Source organism: Trichodesmium erythraeum IMS101 (assembly GCF_000014265.1).
In the GTDB taxonomy this organism is placed as follows: Bacteria; Cyanobacteriota; Cyanobacteriia; order Cyanobacteriales; family Microcoleaceae; genus Trichodesmium; species Trichodesmium erythraeum.
In genome coordinates this window covers 1,376,669-1,395,854 of sequence record NC_008312.1, presented here as the reverse complement: position 1 = coordinate 1,395,854, position 19,186 = coordinate 1,376,669, and the positions used below count along the sequence as shown (strand labels likewise).

Below are 19,186 nucleotides of genomic sequence, written 5' to 3'. Positions count from 1 at the left end.
TACAAAGTTCTGTTTGCACAGAATTTCGTTCGCGTAGCATTCCGAAGGTAGCCTTAGCGCTGAAGCTGACTGTTAATTGTTGAATGCTTATATTGGAGTTGAGGAGCGATCGCTTTTTTCGATAATGTAGTACTACCTAAATATAGTAATACCTATTTAGGGTGAGGAGATTAGTCAATTCTGTTCGCGGAGCATTTTCCCCAGAAAAATTCATTCAGGGATGACTTTTTGTCCCAGTCTTTTACTCAAGTAAATTTTCAATATCGCTGCCATAGTCAATACTACTTAAAAGCTCTATAAATTCTTTGATGACTAAATCTGGTTCTAGAAAACAGCTAATATCTTCGTAATGTTTGATAATATTAATATTAGTATTTGATAATAAGCGATCGCTATTTTTTTCTGTATGACTAGCTACCCCATTATTTAATCCTTTTTCTGTTAAACTTTGACTTACATCAAATGGTATTCCCTACTTTTCACCTTTGCCAAAGTCGTCGTAAAGCAGAACCCACTACATCAGAATAACGCAATTCTCCTGACATAATTTTTGTCATAATATTAGTAGCATGAGGTCGCTTCACACCTACTTGATAACCAATATGTGAAAAACGAGAAAATCCTTGAGCTAAACGTTGTGCCCATACCATATCTTTCCCCCATTCTTCATTAATTATTTGAGTATACTTTTCTAAAGCAAATAAATCACCATTTAGAGAATTATGTATTGCTCTTGCTGCTTTAACACCTGTAAATATAGAAGGGCGAATTCCTTCTGCAGTAAAAGGGTCAACAATACAAGCTGCTTCTCCTGCTAAAACAGCATTTTGAGTATGTAATTTTTGATTTCCATTCCATAAACATAAAGGATGACCAAACTTCTGAACATTTTGAATATTTACCTCAAACATACTCGTATATTCTGTTAATAAAGCCGTAAAATTTTGACCGTGTTTTCGCCAAAATGTACCAACCCCTATTGAGTATCCATCAGCTTTAGGAAAATTCCAAACATAGCCATTATTTAACATCCCAAACTCAAAATAAGCACTATCAATTTTCTGATTTTTAACTGGTATTTCTATTTCCATCGCTCCACCAGCAAAACGTTTACGATTTTTAAATCCTAACCATTTTGCCATTGAACCTTTAGCACCATCAGCAGCAATTAAATAGGGAGAAGTAAATGACTGATTATCTGTATAAACTTGCCAATTATTGTTCTTAAATTCTATACCTATAACTCTAGTTTTATCTCTAATTTCAGCCCCTTGTTTTTGTGCTTTTTGAATAATAAAATAATCAAAAATTTCTCGACGTACCATCCAAATAGGTTGTTTATTTTGTAATTTTACTTCTACTAAATCGCCTTTTTTCCAAGTATAACAAATGGAGTTAATTTTCAAAGAAATAGCTGGTGTAAAATCAAAATCAAACCATTCTTGAACAATAGGAGAAACTCCACCTCCACAGGGTTTATATCGAGGTAAAGTTTCTTTTTCTAAAACTAATACAGAACGTCCGTTTTTTGCCAGATGATATGCAGCACTTGCTCCTGCGGGTCCGGAACCAACTATTATACAATCAAACATTATAATCAAGTAAAAATAAGAAATAAGGAATATAATATACCATTTTTAGGGGACTACCCTGTCAGTCAAACAATTATAATTACCTTAATATTTTTGTCTGAGCAAACTGTACCATTGCTAAATAAATACTATTATACAAAATATTTATAATCATACAACTATTTAGTTTTTTGAGGTATAGAGGCATATATTTTTTCATACATACATATAGAAATTCCATTTCAATTAAAATATTTTTGTGGTATTTACTAAGTTATACAAAATTAGGATATAAAAATAATCTCCCCGGCGGTAAATTTAAAAAATATTCTCTTATGCTTGGGGAATTTGGTATCAGAAATTAAAAGTTAGAGTTAGAAAGATTTTCTCTGAAAATTAATAAAAATTTTCGTAACCAGTTAAGAATTTATATAATACATTAAGAATATAAATTTAAAACCTGGATATAGTACTTAAGTTTTTGATGAAAAATGAAGTTTACCTTATTTATAGTGATAATAATGAAAAATAAAATATTATCCGATATAAGACAAGAATATAAAGAGATTTATTAGAAAATAATCTCCAATCAAATAATATTCTATCCTCTTTTATCTAGACTCAAACAAATATTTAATCTCGCATTATTTATAGTATAAAACTATTTTTCATGACTCCTTTTTAAGAGATTTTTATGAATACAAAAAAAAGTATATTTATTCCAACAAGGAAATTAGAGAAATAAATTTTTATAGCTGTAATATACACCAAGAAACATTTTTATGAGACTATGGGTGAGGTGAGCAGCTAAAAAATACATTTTGAATTAGGTTCAGTAAAACTAAGTTAACAAAACTTGCACCGCCTGTCTTTTTGCCCTTCCTTTTTTCCATCATACTTAGAACAAAAGACAGGATTAATAATTTGCATTTTATCAGTGCATAAATATTAAAGCATCAGTTATCCTTTTTCTCAAAAAAATCTAATAACTCCCATCATAATAATCTCTATAATAATTTCTTTTTTCTAACTCCCTACCATCAGGCCCAACATTCCCATACCTAGTCCATCTTGGTGTCACTGGTTTAGATTCAATAGTAGGTTTGCGATCGTAAAAACTGGGCTTTTTCGGAAAATTTTTCACAGGTATATCTTTAGCTACTTTCCTCATAAACTGTTGCCAATTATAAGCTGCTGTACTACTCACACCCCAAGTAGGTTTATTATCATCATTACCAAACCAAATTCCAGTTGCCACTTGGGGAATATAACCAATAAACCACAAATCTCGGGCCTCTTCAGTCGTACCAGTTTTACCTGCAACAGGGCGATCAGACAAATAAGCATTCGCTCCGCTACCATATTTCACCACATTCTCCAACATCCAGGTAACAATTGCCGCACTATCCTTATCTAACACCTGCTTTGGTTTAAAATTACTCTCATAGATAACCTTACCGTTTTGATTAATTACTTTTTTGATTCCATGAGCTGGAATATACTTACCCTGTGCAGCAAAAGTCGCATAAGCATTTGTCAGCTCTAATAAATTAACCTCCCAACTACCCAACGCCATAGAATAAGTAGCCTTAACCTCAGATTTAATCCCCATATCCTTAGCTAAATTAATCACAGGTTCAAACCCTACATCTATCAACACCTGCACTGCCACCACATTTACAGAATATGCCAAAGAATCAATCATTGATCGCCAACCACCATACTTTTTACCATAATTTTTGGGTTTATAACCATCTACTGTAAACGGTAAATCTCGATAACCATTAGTCGGAGGAATACCAGCAGCAACCGCAGCAGCATAGACAAAACTTTTAAAAGTTGAACCTGGTTGACGTTGCGCTTGAATAGCTCGGTTAAATTCACTCTTAGCAAAATCTCGACCTCCTACTAACGCCTTAACCTCTCCAGTATTAGCATCAATAGCGACTAATGCTGCTTGGTCAAACCTTTGACGATAACCATCAATATCAACAGCTTCTTGAATTACTTTTTCCCCTATTTCTTGCCAACGCCTATCCAGAGTAGTTTCTACAGTTAAACCTCCTGCCATTATAACTTCTGAGGAAACATATTTCGGTAACTCTTTCTGAATATAGTTAGCAAAATATGGAGCTTCAACTATGAGACGTTTTGGCGCACTAGGTTTTATTTTCATTGGTTGAGCGATCGCTCTTTTTGTTCGCTCATCAGAAATCAAACCTGCTGCTTGCATTTCTTTTAATACTAGATTTCGCCGACGTTTAGCAGCTTCTTCGTTAACCAAAGGTGAATATTGACTGGGTGCAGGAGGCAAACCTGCCAAAGTTGCCATTTGTGCTAAAGTTAGTCCGAAAACTGGTTGGCTAAAGTAAACCCAGGCTGCATCAGCGACTCCATAAGTACCTGACCCCAGATAAACTATATTTAGATATAATTCTAGAATTTCTTCTTTAGATAGCTCATTTTCTATTTTCCAAGCTAGCATTGCTTCCCGAAGTTTACGCCAAATACTTTGTTCCATATCAAGGAAAACCATCCGTGCTAACTGTTGGGTAATAGTGCTACCCCCTTGAACTATATCTCTAGCAATTATATTCAATATAAATGCTCGAATAACTCCTGGATAATCAACTCCTCTATGTTCATAGAAACGTCTGTCTTCAACAGCAATAAAAGCTTGAACTAAAGGAGTAGGAATATCTTGTAATTTAATTTTTTCTCGAGTGGCAGGTCCGGTTTGTTGTATAATTTTACCATCTGTAGCTTTGATCGTTAAAGTACCATCTCTTCTATAGGAGGAAATATCGGCAACTTCTGGTAAGCTTTGCTCTAATTTTCGCCACATCCACCCACCGTAAATCATAATACTACTAATTCCAATCAAACCTAACCCTAACCATAGCTTCCAACTCAATAAAATTCCTTTTATATTTACGTCTATAACCTTTTTACCTGTCTTTTTTTCTACAGGATTAACTTTTTTTTTCTGGCTTTTTCTGCCATCAAATTTTGGTGCTTGTAAGGGCTCTTGAAATTTTTGACTCAACATATTTGATACAGGATTAAAATTATTTTTATTGTTCCTAACCTGAGACTCTATATACTTAGATTTTCTGATTATATCAGCCTCTGTTTCTGAGAATATCTCTTTAATATTTTTCTGTTTTTTATTTGCCACTTTTTTCTCTTATATTTGTTTTTATACTATCAGAACTGACTTAAAACAAGCTTTGAACAACAATGATTAGGGTAATAAACCCGGTTTATTGGTTAGTTTGCGTAATTCCTGAGAATTAAAACTTTATTAGTTATATCAAATTCGGTAGCAGGTATATAGCCACGACTATCCTAGAGGTCTATATTACTACTGAAGCTAGAGTCTGACAACAGATTTTATCAAGGGTTTGGTAAAGCAATAGACAGGGAAGATCGCTAGGTTATAAAAGTTGAGAAAATTGTAGTTGATACACCCTAACTATACCCTTTTTTTTCAGTTAAGTTATCAGTTGTCAAAGATTACTAGAGATTACTTTTTATACATAAATGTATGACTTTTCCTATTCTAAAAAAAGTTGAGAAAATTATAATTGATAAATATTAACATACCTAGCTTCTTAAACAGTTAATTATGCATGAGTTTCCATTTCTACTATTGTACCAATTTATTGAACCAAAATTAAATCAATATGATAAATAATTGATGACCGATGAGTAATAACTATACTAATTATATCCTTAAAAAAGTTTTTTTACAGACTTTTGAATTAATTTTTATGACTCTGAGTCTAAAGCTGAAGTTGCTTCATCTAAAATGACAATTTGGGAATTTTTTAACAAAACTCTGGCGATTGCTTTTTTTGTCTTTTTTCTCCTGATAATTTCACTCCTTGCTCCCCAATAATAGAGTTATAACCATCAGTAAAATTCAAGTCGGAAGTTGTGATATTTAATTGTTTCTATTGCTATGATTAATTTCTTTATCTGTGCCATTTAACCTACCGTAAACAATATTATCTTGTACAGTATCGAAGAGTTATAAATTTTCTCTCTGAACATTGCCAATATGGGATTATAATAAACTTCAACTTATATCTCATATCCGTACAGTAAAAAAACATTTTTATAGAAATAAAAAAGTTTCTAATTAGACCCAAATACTTGGGCAAATTCCAATTAATTGTTTACTGCTAATATCATCTTTTTTTTCATAATTAATTATAGTAATATCTGTTTTCTTAAAAGTCATCATCACTTTTTATAGTAATCCTAAATAACTTGTAATATTTTTGCTTAGGTTTGGCCTCCAAATTTATATTTTTCCTTGATTTTTGTTACCCAAATCTTACTATTTTTTTTATCAAATTATTTAGGATTATTATAGTTAAATTATTAGCATTTTTCCTATTGTTTTCATCCTTATTTCTTCAATACTAAACTCCTGCATGACCTAAAGCTAAACCTGTAATTAACATACCTAATACTAAAAAAGGTTGAGCGCTTGCTTGATATTTTACATCATTTTCTAGAGGGTTTCTGAGAAAATACATATCCTGAAAAGTAATCTGAGGAATTACCATTAACAACAAAATAACAGCATACAAATTTTCTTTAATGCTAATTAAATAAACTGCAACTCCAGCTTGAAAAATATCAATCATTAATACACATATCCAAGCAGCAGTACCAATACCAAACATTACAGGTAAGGATTTTAAACCTAACTTTTCATCTCCCTCTACACTCTTAAAATCATTAACTACTGCAATTCCTAATCCAGCAAAACTATAAAACAAAGTCAGAATTACAATAGTTAAATTTAGCTCTCCAAATAAAGCATGACCAGTCCACCAAGGCAAAGCAATATAACTAGAACCTAAAGCATAATTTCCTAACCAACCATTTTGTTTTAACTTCAGTGGTGGTGCCGAATAAATATAAGCTAAAAATGCACCTAATAAACAAAGCATAGTAAGAATTGGAAATTCGTGACCAGCAGACAAATCTAAGAGATATGATAAACCAACTCCTGCTAATAACAAAAAAACAATTTGAGTCACAACTTGAGAAATAGAAATTGCACCAGAAGGAATGGGTCGATAAGGTTCATTAATAGCGTCTATTTCCCGGTCATAAAAATCATTTAAAGTTTGTGTATAACCCGCCATCAAAGGTCCTGCTAATAACATACAAGCAGCAGACATCAACACATTTTCTAGATTCCAACTATAATTTCCTGAAGATGCAGCACCGCATACTACTCCCCATATCAAAGGAATCCAAGTTATGGGTTTCATTAATTGCAGACGGATTTTCCAAATATTAGTTTCTCCACTTGCAGCACCTTTCATTCCTAATAGTTGTCTAGTTTTAGCAGTGCTATTTTCCAATTTTTCTGGTTCTTTATTAGTCATTTTTAATGAGATTATTCTGATTAGTAAAAGTAATTTATATAGAACTTAAGCTTCCCAAATAATCAACCGGGTTTATTACCCTAATTTAATACAAGATAATTGCAAATTTTAGTTCATAAACCCGATTTATGCATAAGTCCTCTTATACACTTGAAAAATGTTTTGTGATTTTATAATGTCCCTACAAAATTTTGGTTTTAGTTCTGTAGTTATCTATTGACAATTACTATAAACTTTTAACCAAACTCAAAATCAATCTTTTTTTCCTCTTCTCTACTTCCCATTCCTTTTAAAAAGAAATAATCAAATAATCGTCTTTGAACTTTGCACCACGAACAGGTCTTCCACTTAGGGGTGGAGGAAGGAAAATATTTCTTCTCTGGTCTCCTGCTTCTATAGTTACTTCTGGCCCATCTTGAATAAGTCCAATTTGTTTTTTATCAAAACTAGGTAAAAATAAACTTACTTGACTTTTTTGAATATCTATGATAATAGGCTTGGGAGCTTTAACTGCCTGGCTAAAATCTGGCAGAGCATCCATTAAAAGTTGCCAATTTTCATTAGAACCATGGGGAACTGGAGTTACAGATAATGGTGAAAATTCAGCAGTAATATTATCTACATTATCTGCTTGATTGAGAATTACTCCCCCCACAGTGAGATTAACTTGTTGGGCACTTCCCCATAAATATCTGGCTGTGGCGATCGCTGCCTTATCCTTTGTCGTAACCAAGTATGCTGCCACCCTGTTGGGGTCAGCTATAGTAGCTTTAGCATTATCTAAAAGTTCATTGATTTTTTCAGTCGGTTGAGAAAAATTATTCCCTGTCCAGTCAACATTTAAAATAGCATTACTAACAGGTTGAACAAATGGAGAAATAGCTTTGTAGAGGTCTGAGTCGAGAATAACTTGACGGAAGCGACGAATATACCAACTCATAATTTCTGCCGAACCCAAAAGTCTTAGTGTCTCTTTATCTCCGGTACCATCGTAAATAATCAAATCATATTTCCCACTAGCACTATATTCCTGCATAGCATTAATGGTCAGAATTCCTTCTACTCCTGGTAAAACTCCTAGTTCTTGACCATATACCTTTTTAAAGAAGGGTGTACGAATATATTCAGCTTCTAGTTTTTTCAGTTCTTTCCAACCGCTTTCTAGTAAACTTGCTGCCTGAATATGGACTGCTTTGAGATTCGAGTCTATTTCTGTTGGTTCTGGGCCAATATTAGCACCTAATATTAAGGATAATGTTGAAGCAGGTTCTTGTCCCACAAATAAAACTCGTTTACCTTGGCTAGCGTATCTTTTGGCAGTGGCAAATGCAATGGTTGTTTTACCTGTACCACCTTTACCCAAAAATGTATAAGTAATGGTCATTTTAATTATTAGTTAAGTTGATTAATAAACGTTTGATCACAAACAATACTTTAGTTGATATCATCATTTTTCTAACATTCTACACAAGCTTAGTATTGATGGTGTCTAGTAATTATTCTCCGAGTACTTTGTCTCAACTTCTTACTACCGGAACCTTTTAGATGGATCGCGGAAGCGTAGGGAATGTCCCTAATGTGGCTAATATATTCCGGTGAGATGTCAATCTAATCTTCCTTTAGAACTAATGTCTCTTCCGGGTCGCAGTGATTTGGATGTCAAAGTGGCCATCACGTACCAAAGTAACATTCAAAATATGGTGGATACTTGGAACATGGAAGTGCCGACGGGTCTTTTGGGGTTAGGGTGGAATATGTCATATGAAATAATTGCTATTGACAACAGAAATACGGGTGCTAATTATAATGACTAATATTACCTTGTTTCTGGTGGTTCGGCTAATCGTTTTTATCAATGTATCAAGATAGTCTAACTGATGATGGGGCAAGGAATTTTGAGACGGAAGATTATAAACCTTGGGGTATTTGCTATTACTCAAGGGATAAAAAATGGGTAATTATTAAGGAAAATGGGGTCAAGCAGAGAAAGCAACGGAAAGAGAGATAACTTATCTGAAAATAATCCATATATTCAACGGGGCGTAAAATAAGGTGGTAGTAATGGTAATGGGATAGATAGTACAACTAATACATCTGGACAGAAACCTTTTGCACTAGCTTAGAATTTAGCAGAAATCCAAAATACTTGGGGCGAAAAAGTTACTTTTAGTTATGAAGTTGACTTCAAAAAAATTGGTAATAGTGGTTATAAATATATCAAAGCTACTTAATTAATACTTTAGATGAACGTAGTGTTAATTCTGTCTATCAACTATTACAGTATGATGACATAGTAAGAGAGTATCAAACTCCCCACAAATATAGGGAAAAATAAAAAATTAATTATTATCAATATCAATATTAAAGGAAGTTTATTAGCTCTATTGAAGTGAGAGAATAAAAATTAAAGTTACTCTTATTTTCGCTTCAGTTTTATTATGAATCAAAAAATGTTTATTTGATTAATTTTAATAATACAGATTTCTAGAAATATTATCTAACAGGAATAACTCAGAAAAATGTAGATGGATAGTTTTGATAGCTAAAAATTTACCTTATAAAGCAGTATAATACGATAGTTATTTCTGGCTACCCAAAAATCATAGTTATAAACTAAAAAAAGAGTTACCAGAGCATTGACTTAGTCAAAGAATAAAGATACAACATAGCAAGAAATTACTTACTACTCTCGTGAACTGTACTCAGTTATACATGGAATCAATTCATACCAAACTCAAACTTAATAATAAACAGAAAATCCTGATGGCTCAATACGCAGGTTACTCACGATGTTGTTATTATTGGGACTTAAGCTTGAACGAATGCAGCATATAAAGATGGTTATCAACCCAATGTCCGTAAACTCAGAGAGGTTTTTTACTAATCATACAAAACCACTAATACCCTGGATGAAAAATTTTTTGTCTAGAGTTTATGAATATACTTTTATCCACTTAGTTAAAGTATTTAAGAGTTTTTTTCTTCGGAATACTTCGCAAATAATAGTTAGGTAAGTATCCAATATTTAAGAAAAAAGGTAAGTCTGATTCTTTTACAATTGATAATTTTGGAAAACCAATAGAATTAGATGGATGGAATCATAAACTACCTTTTATTGGTATGGTAAAAACTTATGAACCACGGCAGAGGCAACAACTAAAAAAATTATTATTAGCAGAAAAGTAGGTGATTGGTCTCTCGTTTCTAGCTATGAATTTTAGGTCGTAAAAACACCAAAAAAAACTGATATTGTTGGTGTAGGTTTAAGAGTGAACACTTTAGCTACATTAAGTGATGGAAAAGTATTTAAAATTGTGAAAACCAATTCATATATTTGAAGCTAAGTTATCTCAAATGCAATACCTAAATTCTCAAAAGAGGTGGGTTATGCTAACTTGAAGGCAGCACAACTGAAGATAGCCAGGTTGCTGAGAAAAGTAGTAAGCATCCGTCAAAACGGACTTCATAAACTGAGAATTTACTTAACCGAAAACCATGGCAAAATTGTCATAGAAAATTTGAATTTTAGGGTTATGTTTCCCTGGGTGACATAAAAAGCTAACTATCTTTACCCAAAAAAGCTTTACGAACAGCTTGAACAAAGGTCGAAATAGCTTTGTAGATGTTTGAGTCTAGAATAACTGTACAGAAGCAATAAATATACCAACTCATAATTTCTGGGGAACCCAAAAGTCTTAGTTTCTCTTGATATCCGGTACCATCATTAATAATGAAATTATATTTCCCACTTTTGTCTATATTTTTGCATAGCATTCTCTAAACTACAAATATTTGGAAAAGTCTAAAAAATTAGTTTAAAGGTATATAATATGGAATTCTAAGTAGATTAATGGTAGAGCTTTAAAAAGCCTACAGGAAATTTATATCTATTAAATTAAATGTGTTATTTACGCTATTTTCAAGTCAATTGGTATTAATTCCTTCAATAACAAACTTTTTCAGTAAGCTCTAATTATTAATCAGCTAAAGTCGAGAGAGATCGACTGTAAGAATGGAGGCATAAAATTTGGTAAGAGTAAGAATTAGACAGCATGTCAACCCTTTAGCTAGCAAATATCAACAGTCAGTAACTATCCCCAATTTTAGTGATATTTATGCAGATATAAAGAAACCATTATATTTGGATATTGGTTGTGCTAGAGGGAGATTTTTATGGCAGATGGCACAGGTAGAACCTGAGTGGAATTTTCTGGGTTTAGAAATACGGGAACCCTTGGTGATAGAAGCTAATAATTGGCGAGATGAAAAGGGTTTAAATAATCTGCATTATTTGTTTTGTAATGCGAATATTTCCCTGGGAAAAATATTTGAGTCTTTTCCAAAAGGAATTTTAAAAAAAGTCTCTATTTTATTTCCAGATCCTTGGTTTAAAAGACGTCATCAAACCCGTCGAGTTGTACAACCAAAATTAGTGGAAGATTTAGCAAATTATTTAACAGTAGGGGGAGAAGTTTTTCTGCATTCTGATATAGAAAAAGTAGCTAAGGAAATGTGTAATCGCTTCTCGGCTCATGGTTCATTTTATAGAAGTTATAATGATTGGTTAAAAGAAAATATTCTGCCAGTTTTATCAGAAAGAGAAAAGGTGACTTTAGGCAAAAATCAGCCTGTGTATCGGGCGTTATTTATTAAGTTAGAGGAACCTACTCCTAATATTATATCTCCTTGAATACTCACTGTGAGAAAATTTTATAGGATTGAGAATTGGGATAAATTAACATAATAAAAATATTTTTATTATGGTTAATTAGAGTTTGCTAAAAAAGTTTAATTGGTGAGATTATAGCTCAGGAATAAAATTCATAATTAAGGATTCATAACTATATCAAAATAGGATTTAATTAAGAAGTGTTTGGTATATTGGTCCCTTGATTTTTAGAAAATTATTTTCCCATTAATGCTGATAAATATAAGCAAAAAACCTAAAAAATAGCACTTTTTTTTTAATATAAAAAAACTTGATAATATCATGGTTTAATATTTCATCAGCAATTTCTTGTGAGCTAGAATTTATATAAGTCTATTAGGAGAGAATAAAGTTAATAAAAATTGAGCAAATTGAAAATTAATATATTTTTTTCACCTATTTTTCATCACCAAATTTGGAGTGAATACTTTGTGATATTTGATTTAATATTACAGAATATTCCAAGTATGTGAAGTACAAATATTTATTCTTAAATAGCAATTACCTTTATCTTCCTACCTGGGCATTTCAATTAAATAATTTAAATTTTGTGGCGTGGGTTCTTGCTCTCTAATACCGTGCCTAATTGAGACGAAATTCCTACTGAAATACTTCAGAAGTTTAGAAATATAGTAAAGAGTTATAAAATCTAATCATTATTGATCTTTTCGGCTTTCGCGGACATAAAAAACTACCTGACATGAATGGGTAACACCAATTCCTATGCATTAACGCTATAGTTAGATAATATTTCAAAATTTTTAGTTATTAACATACTCTTGTAATAACTTATTTAAGTGGTTTTATCCTTGTTAATATTAATTTTTAACAAATATTATAAACAAAATTAATTCCATATTTTCTAGCAAAATTATTAAGCACTTTTTTGAAATAATTAAGTAAACTTTGCCTACCATTATCGGCGTCAAATTCAATCCATTCATATTTAATAGAAAATGCATTTTAATACTCAAACACTTTCTGTAACTATCTTTTCTGTACAATTAATTTTATATAACCACTTATAATATTGTACGGACACCTTAATGCAAAGCTCCTCTCCCCACTCTCTTTCCCATCTGTATTAAAGGTCAGAGGTGGGTTATCTGCTATGGGGAAATGTAGAAAAGTTTTTGATAAATAGTATAATTTTGGTACGAAAATACTAAGAGCTAATATTTAATTAAATCCAAGACCGAAACCACATTCTGAACTGCCAATTTTGGGGAGATAAAGGTAATCCTAAATAAATAGGCATCCAAAAAACAAAGGCAAATAAAACTATAAAAATCATTGTGACTCCCATTATTCTCAAGGAAGCTTGCTGACTATTTAACCACCTATCTAAGCACCAAGAAAACCCCAAAATAGCAAATACTAAAGCTCCCATATAATGATACAAAAAAGTACAACGACTTACTCTACTCCAAGGCATAAAATTACTTAGCCAATTTATAACTAAATATAGTAATAACCACATTTCTGAGGGAGGTGGGAATTTAAAAAGATGGTTTAATTTGATTTTTTTACGCCTAGCTTGTCTATTTTTTTCCCAATGCCAAACACGATTAAATAACATCAAGATTAATAATAAAATTCCCCATGTTGAGAACCACCAAAGAATAGGATTTCCCATGGCATGAACATCAAAAATTATAGGATTAAGTTGGGGAGATATAATATCTGAATATAGTGTTGCTAAAGAAGGTTCTGGTTTGTCTAGTAAACCCGTATTCTTATAAAAATAAACTACAGGTCTCATCATTAAGGGCCAGGTAAACCATTGAGCGCAATAAGGATGAATATCAGCTCCACTACCAATTCTTTGGTGATAGCTGAAAATCTGTTCCTGCATTTCTAAAAAACCGTATTTAGGGTTGAGAATAATGTGGGGAATCCACAGTAAACTATAGGTAATTATGGGAATAATGAATAAGTTTAGAATTAATTGAATCAGATTGATTCGAGTTAAATTTTGCCAAGCAGATGTATATTCATATTTTTTTTGTTGAATAAAAAATTTAATTATCCATACCAATATCCAGAGTAAATAAATGCCTAACAAAAATCCCAAACCATTCCATTTTATCGCTGTACTTGCACCAAAAAATATTCCTGATAAAACTAACCATTTTTTTTGTTTTAATTGATTATTTTGTAGAGCAACAATTAAACACAAATGAGCTAATAATCCAAAAATTACTAGATAAATATTATTCAGAGCATAACGAGACTCAACTAAAAATAATCCGTCTAAAGCCATGAGTAAAGTAGCTATCAAACTATAACTCCAACGGTGTGTTAATTTATAGGCGATCGCTCCCACTACCAGAGGAATAAATGAACCTGTTAAAGCATTTACCCACCGATAACTCCAAGCGGCTAAAGTAGAACCTGTTTCATTATTAACTATTTCTTGCCCAAAGGGTAAATGAGAACCTATCCAAATACCAATTGCAATTATATATTGACTGAGGGGAGGATGGGCGTTAAAAAATTCAGTTTGAGTAAGATAGTTATTAGCAAATTTAGCATAATAAACCTCGTCAAAAACGAGGGTATTAAAACGACCTAATTGCCAAAATCTCAGAATTGCTGAAAATAGAAATATGCTAGCTATTCCAATAACAAACCATTTATTTGATTGATGAGATATTGGTTGCATAAATTGTTAGGTAATTGAGTATAATTGAGTTTGACTGACTTCTAAGTTTAGTAAAAATCAATAAAAAACAGCCCCTTTATTTCAAACAAATAGGGCTGTTAGTTTAATAATGTATATAAATTTACATTATTTTGTTAAAAATGTCAAGTCTTTAAATGATGGAATTGCGCTAAAATAATTATTGATTCAGATATTAATCTGTTTAATAATTAGTGGTGAAATAGTGGTAAAAATTTTATCTATAGTTAACTAGTTATACGGAGTTAATTACACATATTTAAATGAAAAAAGTATATATTCTATAATGATTTGTGAATAAAATCAGGTAATTAATTTTGCCTAGGAACTTAAAGAACAAAACTAATTATTTTCTGTTTATTTTCTGTTTATTTTCTGTTTATTTTCTGTTTTTTTAGGGTTTTGACTATTGCTAATATGAAAGGCAAAGCTCAGGGGTAGCTACATCTCCACTTCATAATATTAAAAACCTTTTGAAACCTAAATTTTGCCATTAAATAGGTGAATCATGATGAAATCATAATTTGGCAAAATAGAAAATGTTTTTCTAGTAAGAAAAAGGGGTTTAGGAGATCGCTATTAAAGTACAATTACGCGCGAAAATAACCAACGCTAGGTTTTTTAAGTATGTATTTATTCAAACTGTAATGAGTCCTAACCAAATTTATTTAATTATTTATAGTGTACTCAAAGGAGGCGATCGCTCAATTTATACTTACACCTGCACCTATTTTGCTTGGGTTGCCCTGAGGGGATATTGCTAACGACATCCATGGCTAAAATTCTCGCTCTACTAAGAAGAAGTCAGCCCTTTTTGACTTTCTGCTGACGGTAATGCCGGAAAATAAACAAATAGCAAGGGTAGTAAGTCAATTTCTTGTAGCGAATAGACTGTTAGTCACTCCTCTAGGGTAGGGCTCCAAGGGCGCCAGGGGGGTTCAACAGGTGGGATACTACGATAGATATGCAGGACGCGGACGCGAATAAAAAAAACAAACACAGGTTCCCCGCCCTTCAGCTTTCCTGGCTTTCCCTGACCTGCCCGTGTTTTGAGCTGCTTGTCACCCCGTAAGGTGAATAGTTTAGGCTGGGCAACGGTGCAAAAGTTGAATTAAAAAAAGATAGTAACTTCCACACTTATGGGGTAAATTTACGATCCCCTGCTTTTAAAAGGGGAACTTTTTGTTAGCTCCCCCCTTGTTAAGGGTAGCGGGGAATATCTCAACTATATAGGGTTGTTTTGTCAGACTCAACTTAGTAGTAGCTACTCGAGTTATGATTATTTACTATAATGCTCAACAACTCAAAGGTTTAACCAATGGCGAAAAAAAGGCATCGGCGATCGCTAAACTATAAAACACTACTCCAATTACAAGGGCAAGGGTAACAATATATCAAATTTGTAAAGGTCAACGGAGTGCTCCACAAGATGAAAAACCCTACTATATTAAGGTGGCTATAAGTAAGCCCTGAATATTTTTGGCCTAGCGCTGTCCCTTACGAGTCATACCCAATCCATACAAATATAGTTCAGCAACACTATAAACCCGGACATCTGGGGAGACATTTTTACGGCGTGAATACTCTTTAAAAATACCTGCATCAATCATTTCCTGGAGACGAGCATTTAACTTTGTACCTTTAATGTTCCATATTTTTGTTAGTTGTTTTTCATCAATAGGTGAGCGTTCACCCCGGAGTTTCTTTAACAGTGCCTCAAGTTCGGGATATTCGTTGCACACTTCATCGACACGCTGCTTAGATACCTCTGGCAAAGCATCAGTTAATGACTTTGGGCGCAAAATTCTTGGATCACTATATTCTTTGGAGTAATTTTTCTCTCTTTCGACTGCTTGCTCTAAAAGTAATATCAAGCTTCGGGGAAAACTATTATCTTGGCTGTCAGCGGTTCGTTTCCGTATCCAGTTGTAAATGTAACTCTTGTTGCCACTACCCATCTTTTCTCCCCACAGAGGAAAAAGGCTTTGGCGTAATTGCTTTAATTCAGTCTTCTCAAGTCGTTCAACTGTTACTCCTGACTCCTGACTAATAGTTTGACTAAGACTATCAGATAATTGAAGAGCTTGGCGCAGTACAAGTCGCCACAGATCAGCTTCTTCCCACTTCAATTCAAGCGTTCGCCCACTGGCAAAATGTCCTTTGTTAGTAAAGTTAAGTTTATTCCAAATATCCTCTCGTAAAAATATCTTAGGCACAATATATTCCAGGCTGATACCACTTTCTAACCACCAAGCCAGCAAAGCTTCTAATGCTTCTCTTCGTCGCCGATAGTCTTCTTGACTATGGCCAAATCCTGTATCTAACTCATCATAGAGGAGCCACACTCGCCGATTATTTTCTTGTAAGTATGAGTTAACATCTCGTAGTTGATCAAGAGTTTCGACACTAGCTGTTGATGATTTTGCTTGGTCAACTAACCACGAAACTATATCACCGCTTCTGGGTTCCTCAGTATCTATTAAAGCTTTTAAATTCTCATTAATATTAGGGAGCGACTTTTGTGGCAAAGAATAACATAATTGTAATAAAGCATAATTTGACCAAAAACATCTCCAGCAATTATCTCCCGCCTGCTCTTCATAACTAGCTAGGGCGGTACCCTCTAAAATAGACCTTTTTATTGTAGCTTTACCATGACCAGGAATACAATAAAAATTATCTATGTTTTTACCAGATTCTTCAGCTAATTTTTTTGCTTTGTCTTTTAATGTTTGTTCTACAAAAAGTCTAAATAATAAGCTTTTTCCTGTTCCTTTTGCACCTCGAATCAACCAAGTTTTATCGTTTAAAAAATTGGGGAAATCTCCTGTGCGTTGGAATATATCTGGAATCTTTTCTACTTCTATATCTTGTGCTGTTACTGCTGAAAATTTTAACTCCTTTAAAACAGCTTCTTTAGTATCTTTATTAAGAACATTAGTGGTTTTTAAATGAGGTTTAATATCTGGCAAACTAGCATCAATTGATTCTGCAATTGAAAGATAATTATCCAGTAAACTTTTAGGTAAATTATTAACTAGACTTGATAAAGTGCTAAGGGTAGGATTGTAGTTAACTTCATAGTAAGTGTCGCTGACTGTTTTATCATTTGGTAACCCCCAGTTTTCTTCTATCCAATCTTCAACATTACTTATCCAAACTTGACGTTGTTCTTGAGCAACAGGAGGTATAGGTGTTAGGACAAAACTCAAATCTGGTTTCCCTTGATATTCCCATTGTTTACGAACACTTTTTACCACCCAACTTAATCCTTTAAAACTTTGGTCAGTAGGTGAAAAACAGATAATTCCTGTATCAGCTAAATCTAATAAAGCAATAGCACTAGTATCATTAAATCCAGGACGGGCATCAATTAAAATCACATCAGGATTTAATTGCTTTTTAATATCTTCAATTAGTTGTTCAACTGGATTATTTTCTCGATGATAAAAAGCCTGCAAAGTACCCCTGTCTAGTTCAGCTAAACGATGAATATAATATTCATCATATTCCCCAACCGGAACCACAAATAAGTCACCGCGGGCTTTTAATTTTACTTGATAAATACAACGTTCAATGGGAGGAAAATTTTCTTCCGGGGAGATAAAGCGTTGGTATAAATAATCTAATACACCATAATTTTCTGGACTCAATTTAGAAATATCTGGCTCCAATAAAATTGAAATTCCTGGTGCTTCTAAATCAAAATCTAGTATTACTACTCGACGTTTTTTTTCAGTAGCTAATATTCCAGCAACTAAACCCAATGCCGTAGAACGACCAACCCCTCCTCGAAAAGAATAGAATGTCACAACTAAAGGAGTTTTAAAAATATCTTCTTCATCTGATTTTTTTTGTACATCAGGTTCTGGTGCCATTAAAATATTTGACCACAAAGGTAACTGAGGTTGAGTAGATTCAAAAGGTTCTTCTATTGCTTCTTCAGGAGTTAACAAATCATAGCTTAAAATTGGATATTTATTCAAATTCAAATCTATATTTGCTAATATTTCATCAATTTTGTCTTCTCGCTCTTCTAAAGATTGTTCCTGAAATAAACTAGTAATAATTATAATTTTTAGCCCACCTGTTGACATTCTTATTACGTTTACTTGAACTTGTGAATCTTGAAGTTGTAAACTCTGGTTTAGGTGGTCCTGAATTTGTTCCATTAAGAGTTTTCTATCCGTCATTAGCCTTCTCCTTGTTTGCTCAATAAATATCTATGTAGTTTTTTTACTGCATCAATAAGCTTGTAGTTTTGCCAAGAAATATCCATGTAGTATTTTTACTGCATAAATAAACTTGCTAGCCTCAATTTTATCACCCTTTTTATCTGAGTATCGTAACTTATCATTTTGCCATAATTTAACTGTGTCCCATGCCTTTTTAAGAGATTGATCTTTTTTTGAATCTTTAACTCCTTTACATATATACGAAGCTTCTAATAGCTGTTCTAAATCATGTAAATTTGAACCTTTTAAGCGCTTAAATACTTTTGTCTTCTTAAAATTCACTATGTCTTCCTCATGACAAAGGAGAGATTTGAGAGCGCATTCAATAGCATAACCACCCATGTAAATAGCACCATTCCAACGTTCTTGATTATAGAGCGCTTCAGCATCTTCAAGGCGACGTCGAGAAGCACCTAAATAAATAGTTCTGCCATAAGTATCTGAGTTATTATCCAAAAAAATCTACCTCCTGTAATGTAAAATTTTTGCTTAAGAAACTACCCAATAACAATACCCTCAATATCCTTAATTATTGGCAAAAATTATAGTTTTATTCTCTGGCAAAATTACTATCAAAA

The 19,186-nt window shown here is 32.8% G+C and carries 11 protein-coding genes; 3 read left to right on the top strand and 8 right to left on the bottom strand.

Translation table 11 applies throughout. The features are described 5' to 3' along the window. Window positions 1–479 precede the first annotated feature (479 nt). From TERY_RS04135 to TERY_RS04120, 4 genes are all read right to left on the bottom strand, one after another. The gene (locus TERY_RS04135; RefSeq protein WP_011610672.1) at window positions 480–1,592 is read right to left on the bottom strand and encodes a geranylgeranyl reductase family protein; all 1,113 of its coding nucleotides are present in this window, start codon (window positions 1,590–1,592) and stop codon (window positions 480–482) included. 961 nt (window positions 1,593–2,553) lie between these two features. Next, the gene (locus TERY_RS04130; protein ID WP_011610671.1) at window positions 2,554–4,434 is read right to left on the bottom strand and encodes a PBP1A family penicillin-binding protein; all 1,881 of its coding nucleotides are present in this window, start codon (window positions 4,432–4,434) and stop codon (window positions 2,554–2,556) included. A 1,567-nt stretch (window positions 4,435–6,001) separates the two neighbouring features. Next, on the bottom strand, window positions 6,002–6,982 hold the full coding sequence (chlG, locus tag TERY_RS04125; protein WP_011610670.1) for a chlorophyll synthase ChlG: 981 nt from the start codon (window positions 6,980–6,982) through the stop codon (window positions 6,002–6,004). A gap of 289 nt (window positions 6,983–7,271) precedes the next feature. Further along, on the bottom strand, window positions 7,272–8,366 hold the full coding sequence (locus tag TERY_RS04120; protein ID WP_011610669.1) for a Get3/ArsA fold putative tail anchor-mediating ATPase NosAFP: 1,095 nt from the start codon (window positions 8,364–8,366) through the stop codon (window positions 7,272–7,274). A 280-nt stretch (window positions 8,367–8,646) separates the two neighbouring features. Here TERY_RS04120 and TERY_RS04115 point away from each other — a divergent pair, with 280 nt between their 5' ends. After that, the gene (locus tag TERY_RS04115; protein WP_155994298.1) at window positions 8,647–8,796 is read left to right on the top strand and encodes a hypothetical protein; all 150 of its coding nucleotides are present in this window, start codon (window positions 8,647–8,649) and stop codon (window positions 8,794–8,796) included. Window positions 8,797–8,837: 41 nt separating this feature from the next. Next, entirely contained in the window at window positions 8,838–8,990 is a 153-nt protein-coding gene (locus TERY_RS32275; protein WP_155994296.1) for a hypothetical protein, read from the top strand. A 1,550-nt stretch (window positions 8,991–10,540) separates the two neighbouring features. Here the strand turns inward: TERY_RS32275 and TERY_RS04110 are convergent. After that, on the bottom strand, window positions 10,541–10,756 hold the full coding sequence (locus TERY_RS04110) for a hypothetical protein (RefSeq protein ID WP_011610668.1): 216 nt from the start codon (window positions 10,754–10,756) through the stop codon (window positions 10,541–10,543). A 253-nt stretch (window positions 10,757–11,009) separates the two neighbouring features. Here TERY_RS04110 and trmB point away from each other — a divergent pair, with 253 nt between their 5' ends. After that, a complete protein-coding gene (trmB, locus tag TERY_RS04105) occupies window positions 11,010–11,672 on the top strand; it encodes a tRNA (guanosine(46)-N7)-methyltransferase TrmB (RefSeq protein ID WP_011610667.1) in 663 nt (220 codons plus the stop codon). A 1,201-nt stretch (window positions 11,673–12,873) separates the two neighbouring features. Here trmB and TERY_RS04100 read toward each other — a convergent pair. The 3 genes from TERY_RS04100 to TERY_RS04090 all read right to left on the bottom strand — a co-directional run bounded on the left by TERY_RS04100 (window position 12,874) and on the right by TERY_RS04090 (window position 19,064). After that, a complete protein-coding gene (locus TERY_RS04100) occupies window positions 12,874–14,355 on the bottom strand; it encodes a phospholipid carrier-dependent glycosyltransferase (protein WP_011610666.1) in 1,482 nt (493 codons plus the stop codon). Between the two features lie 1,502 nt (window positions 14,356–15,857). Further along, window positions 15,858–18,566 (bottom strand): P-loop ATPase, Sll1717 family, encoded by a 2,709-nt coding sequence (locus tag TERY_RS04095; RefSeq protein WP_011610665.1) that lies wholly within the window; start codon window positions 18,564–18,566, stop codon window positions 15,858–15,860. Between the two features lie 51 nt (window positions 18,567–18,617). Beyond that, the gene (locus TERY_RS04090; protein WP_011610664.1) at window positions 18,618–19,064 is read right to left on the bottom strand and encodes a HEPN domain-containing protein; all 447 of its coding nucleotides are present in this window, start codon (window positions 19,062–19,064) and stop codon (window positions 18,618–18,620) included. Window positions 19,065–19,186: the final 122 nt, after the last annotated feature.

Coding starts and splice junctions, on each gene's coding strand:
- TERY_RS04100 (WP_011610666.1), bottom strand. CDS start 14,355: ATGCAACCAATATCTCATCAATCAAATAAATGGTTTGTTATTGGAATA.
- TERY_RS04130 (WP_011610671.1), bottom strand. CDS start 4,434: ATGATTTACGGTGGGTGGATGTGGCGAAAATTAGAGCAAAGCTTACCA.
- chlG (WP_011610670.1), bottom strand. CDS start 6,982: ATGACTAATAAAGAACCAGAAAAATTGGAAAATAGCACTGCTAAAACT.
- TERY_RS04120 (WP_011610669.1), bottom strand. CDS start 8,366: ATGACCATTACTTATACATTTTTGGGTAAAGGTGGTACAGGTAAAACA.
- TERY_RS32275 (WP_155994296.1), top strand. CDS start 8,838: ATGTATCAAGATAGTCTAACTGATGATGGGGCAAGGAATTTTGAGACG.
- TERY_RS04135 (WP_011610672.1), bottom strand. CDS start 1,592: ATGTTTGATTGTATAATAGTTGGTTCCGGACCCGCAGGAGCAAGTGCT.
- TERY_RS04095 (WP_011610665.1), bottom strand. CDS start 18,566: ATGACGGATAGAAAACTCTTAATGGAACAAATTCAGGACCACCTAAAC.
- TERY_RS04110 (WP_011610668.1), bottom strand. CDS start 10,756: ATGCTATGCAAAAATATAGACAAAAGTGGGAAATATAATTTCATTATT.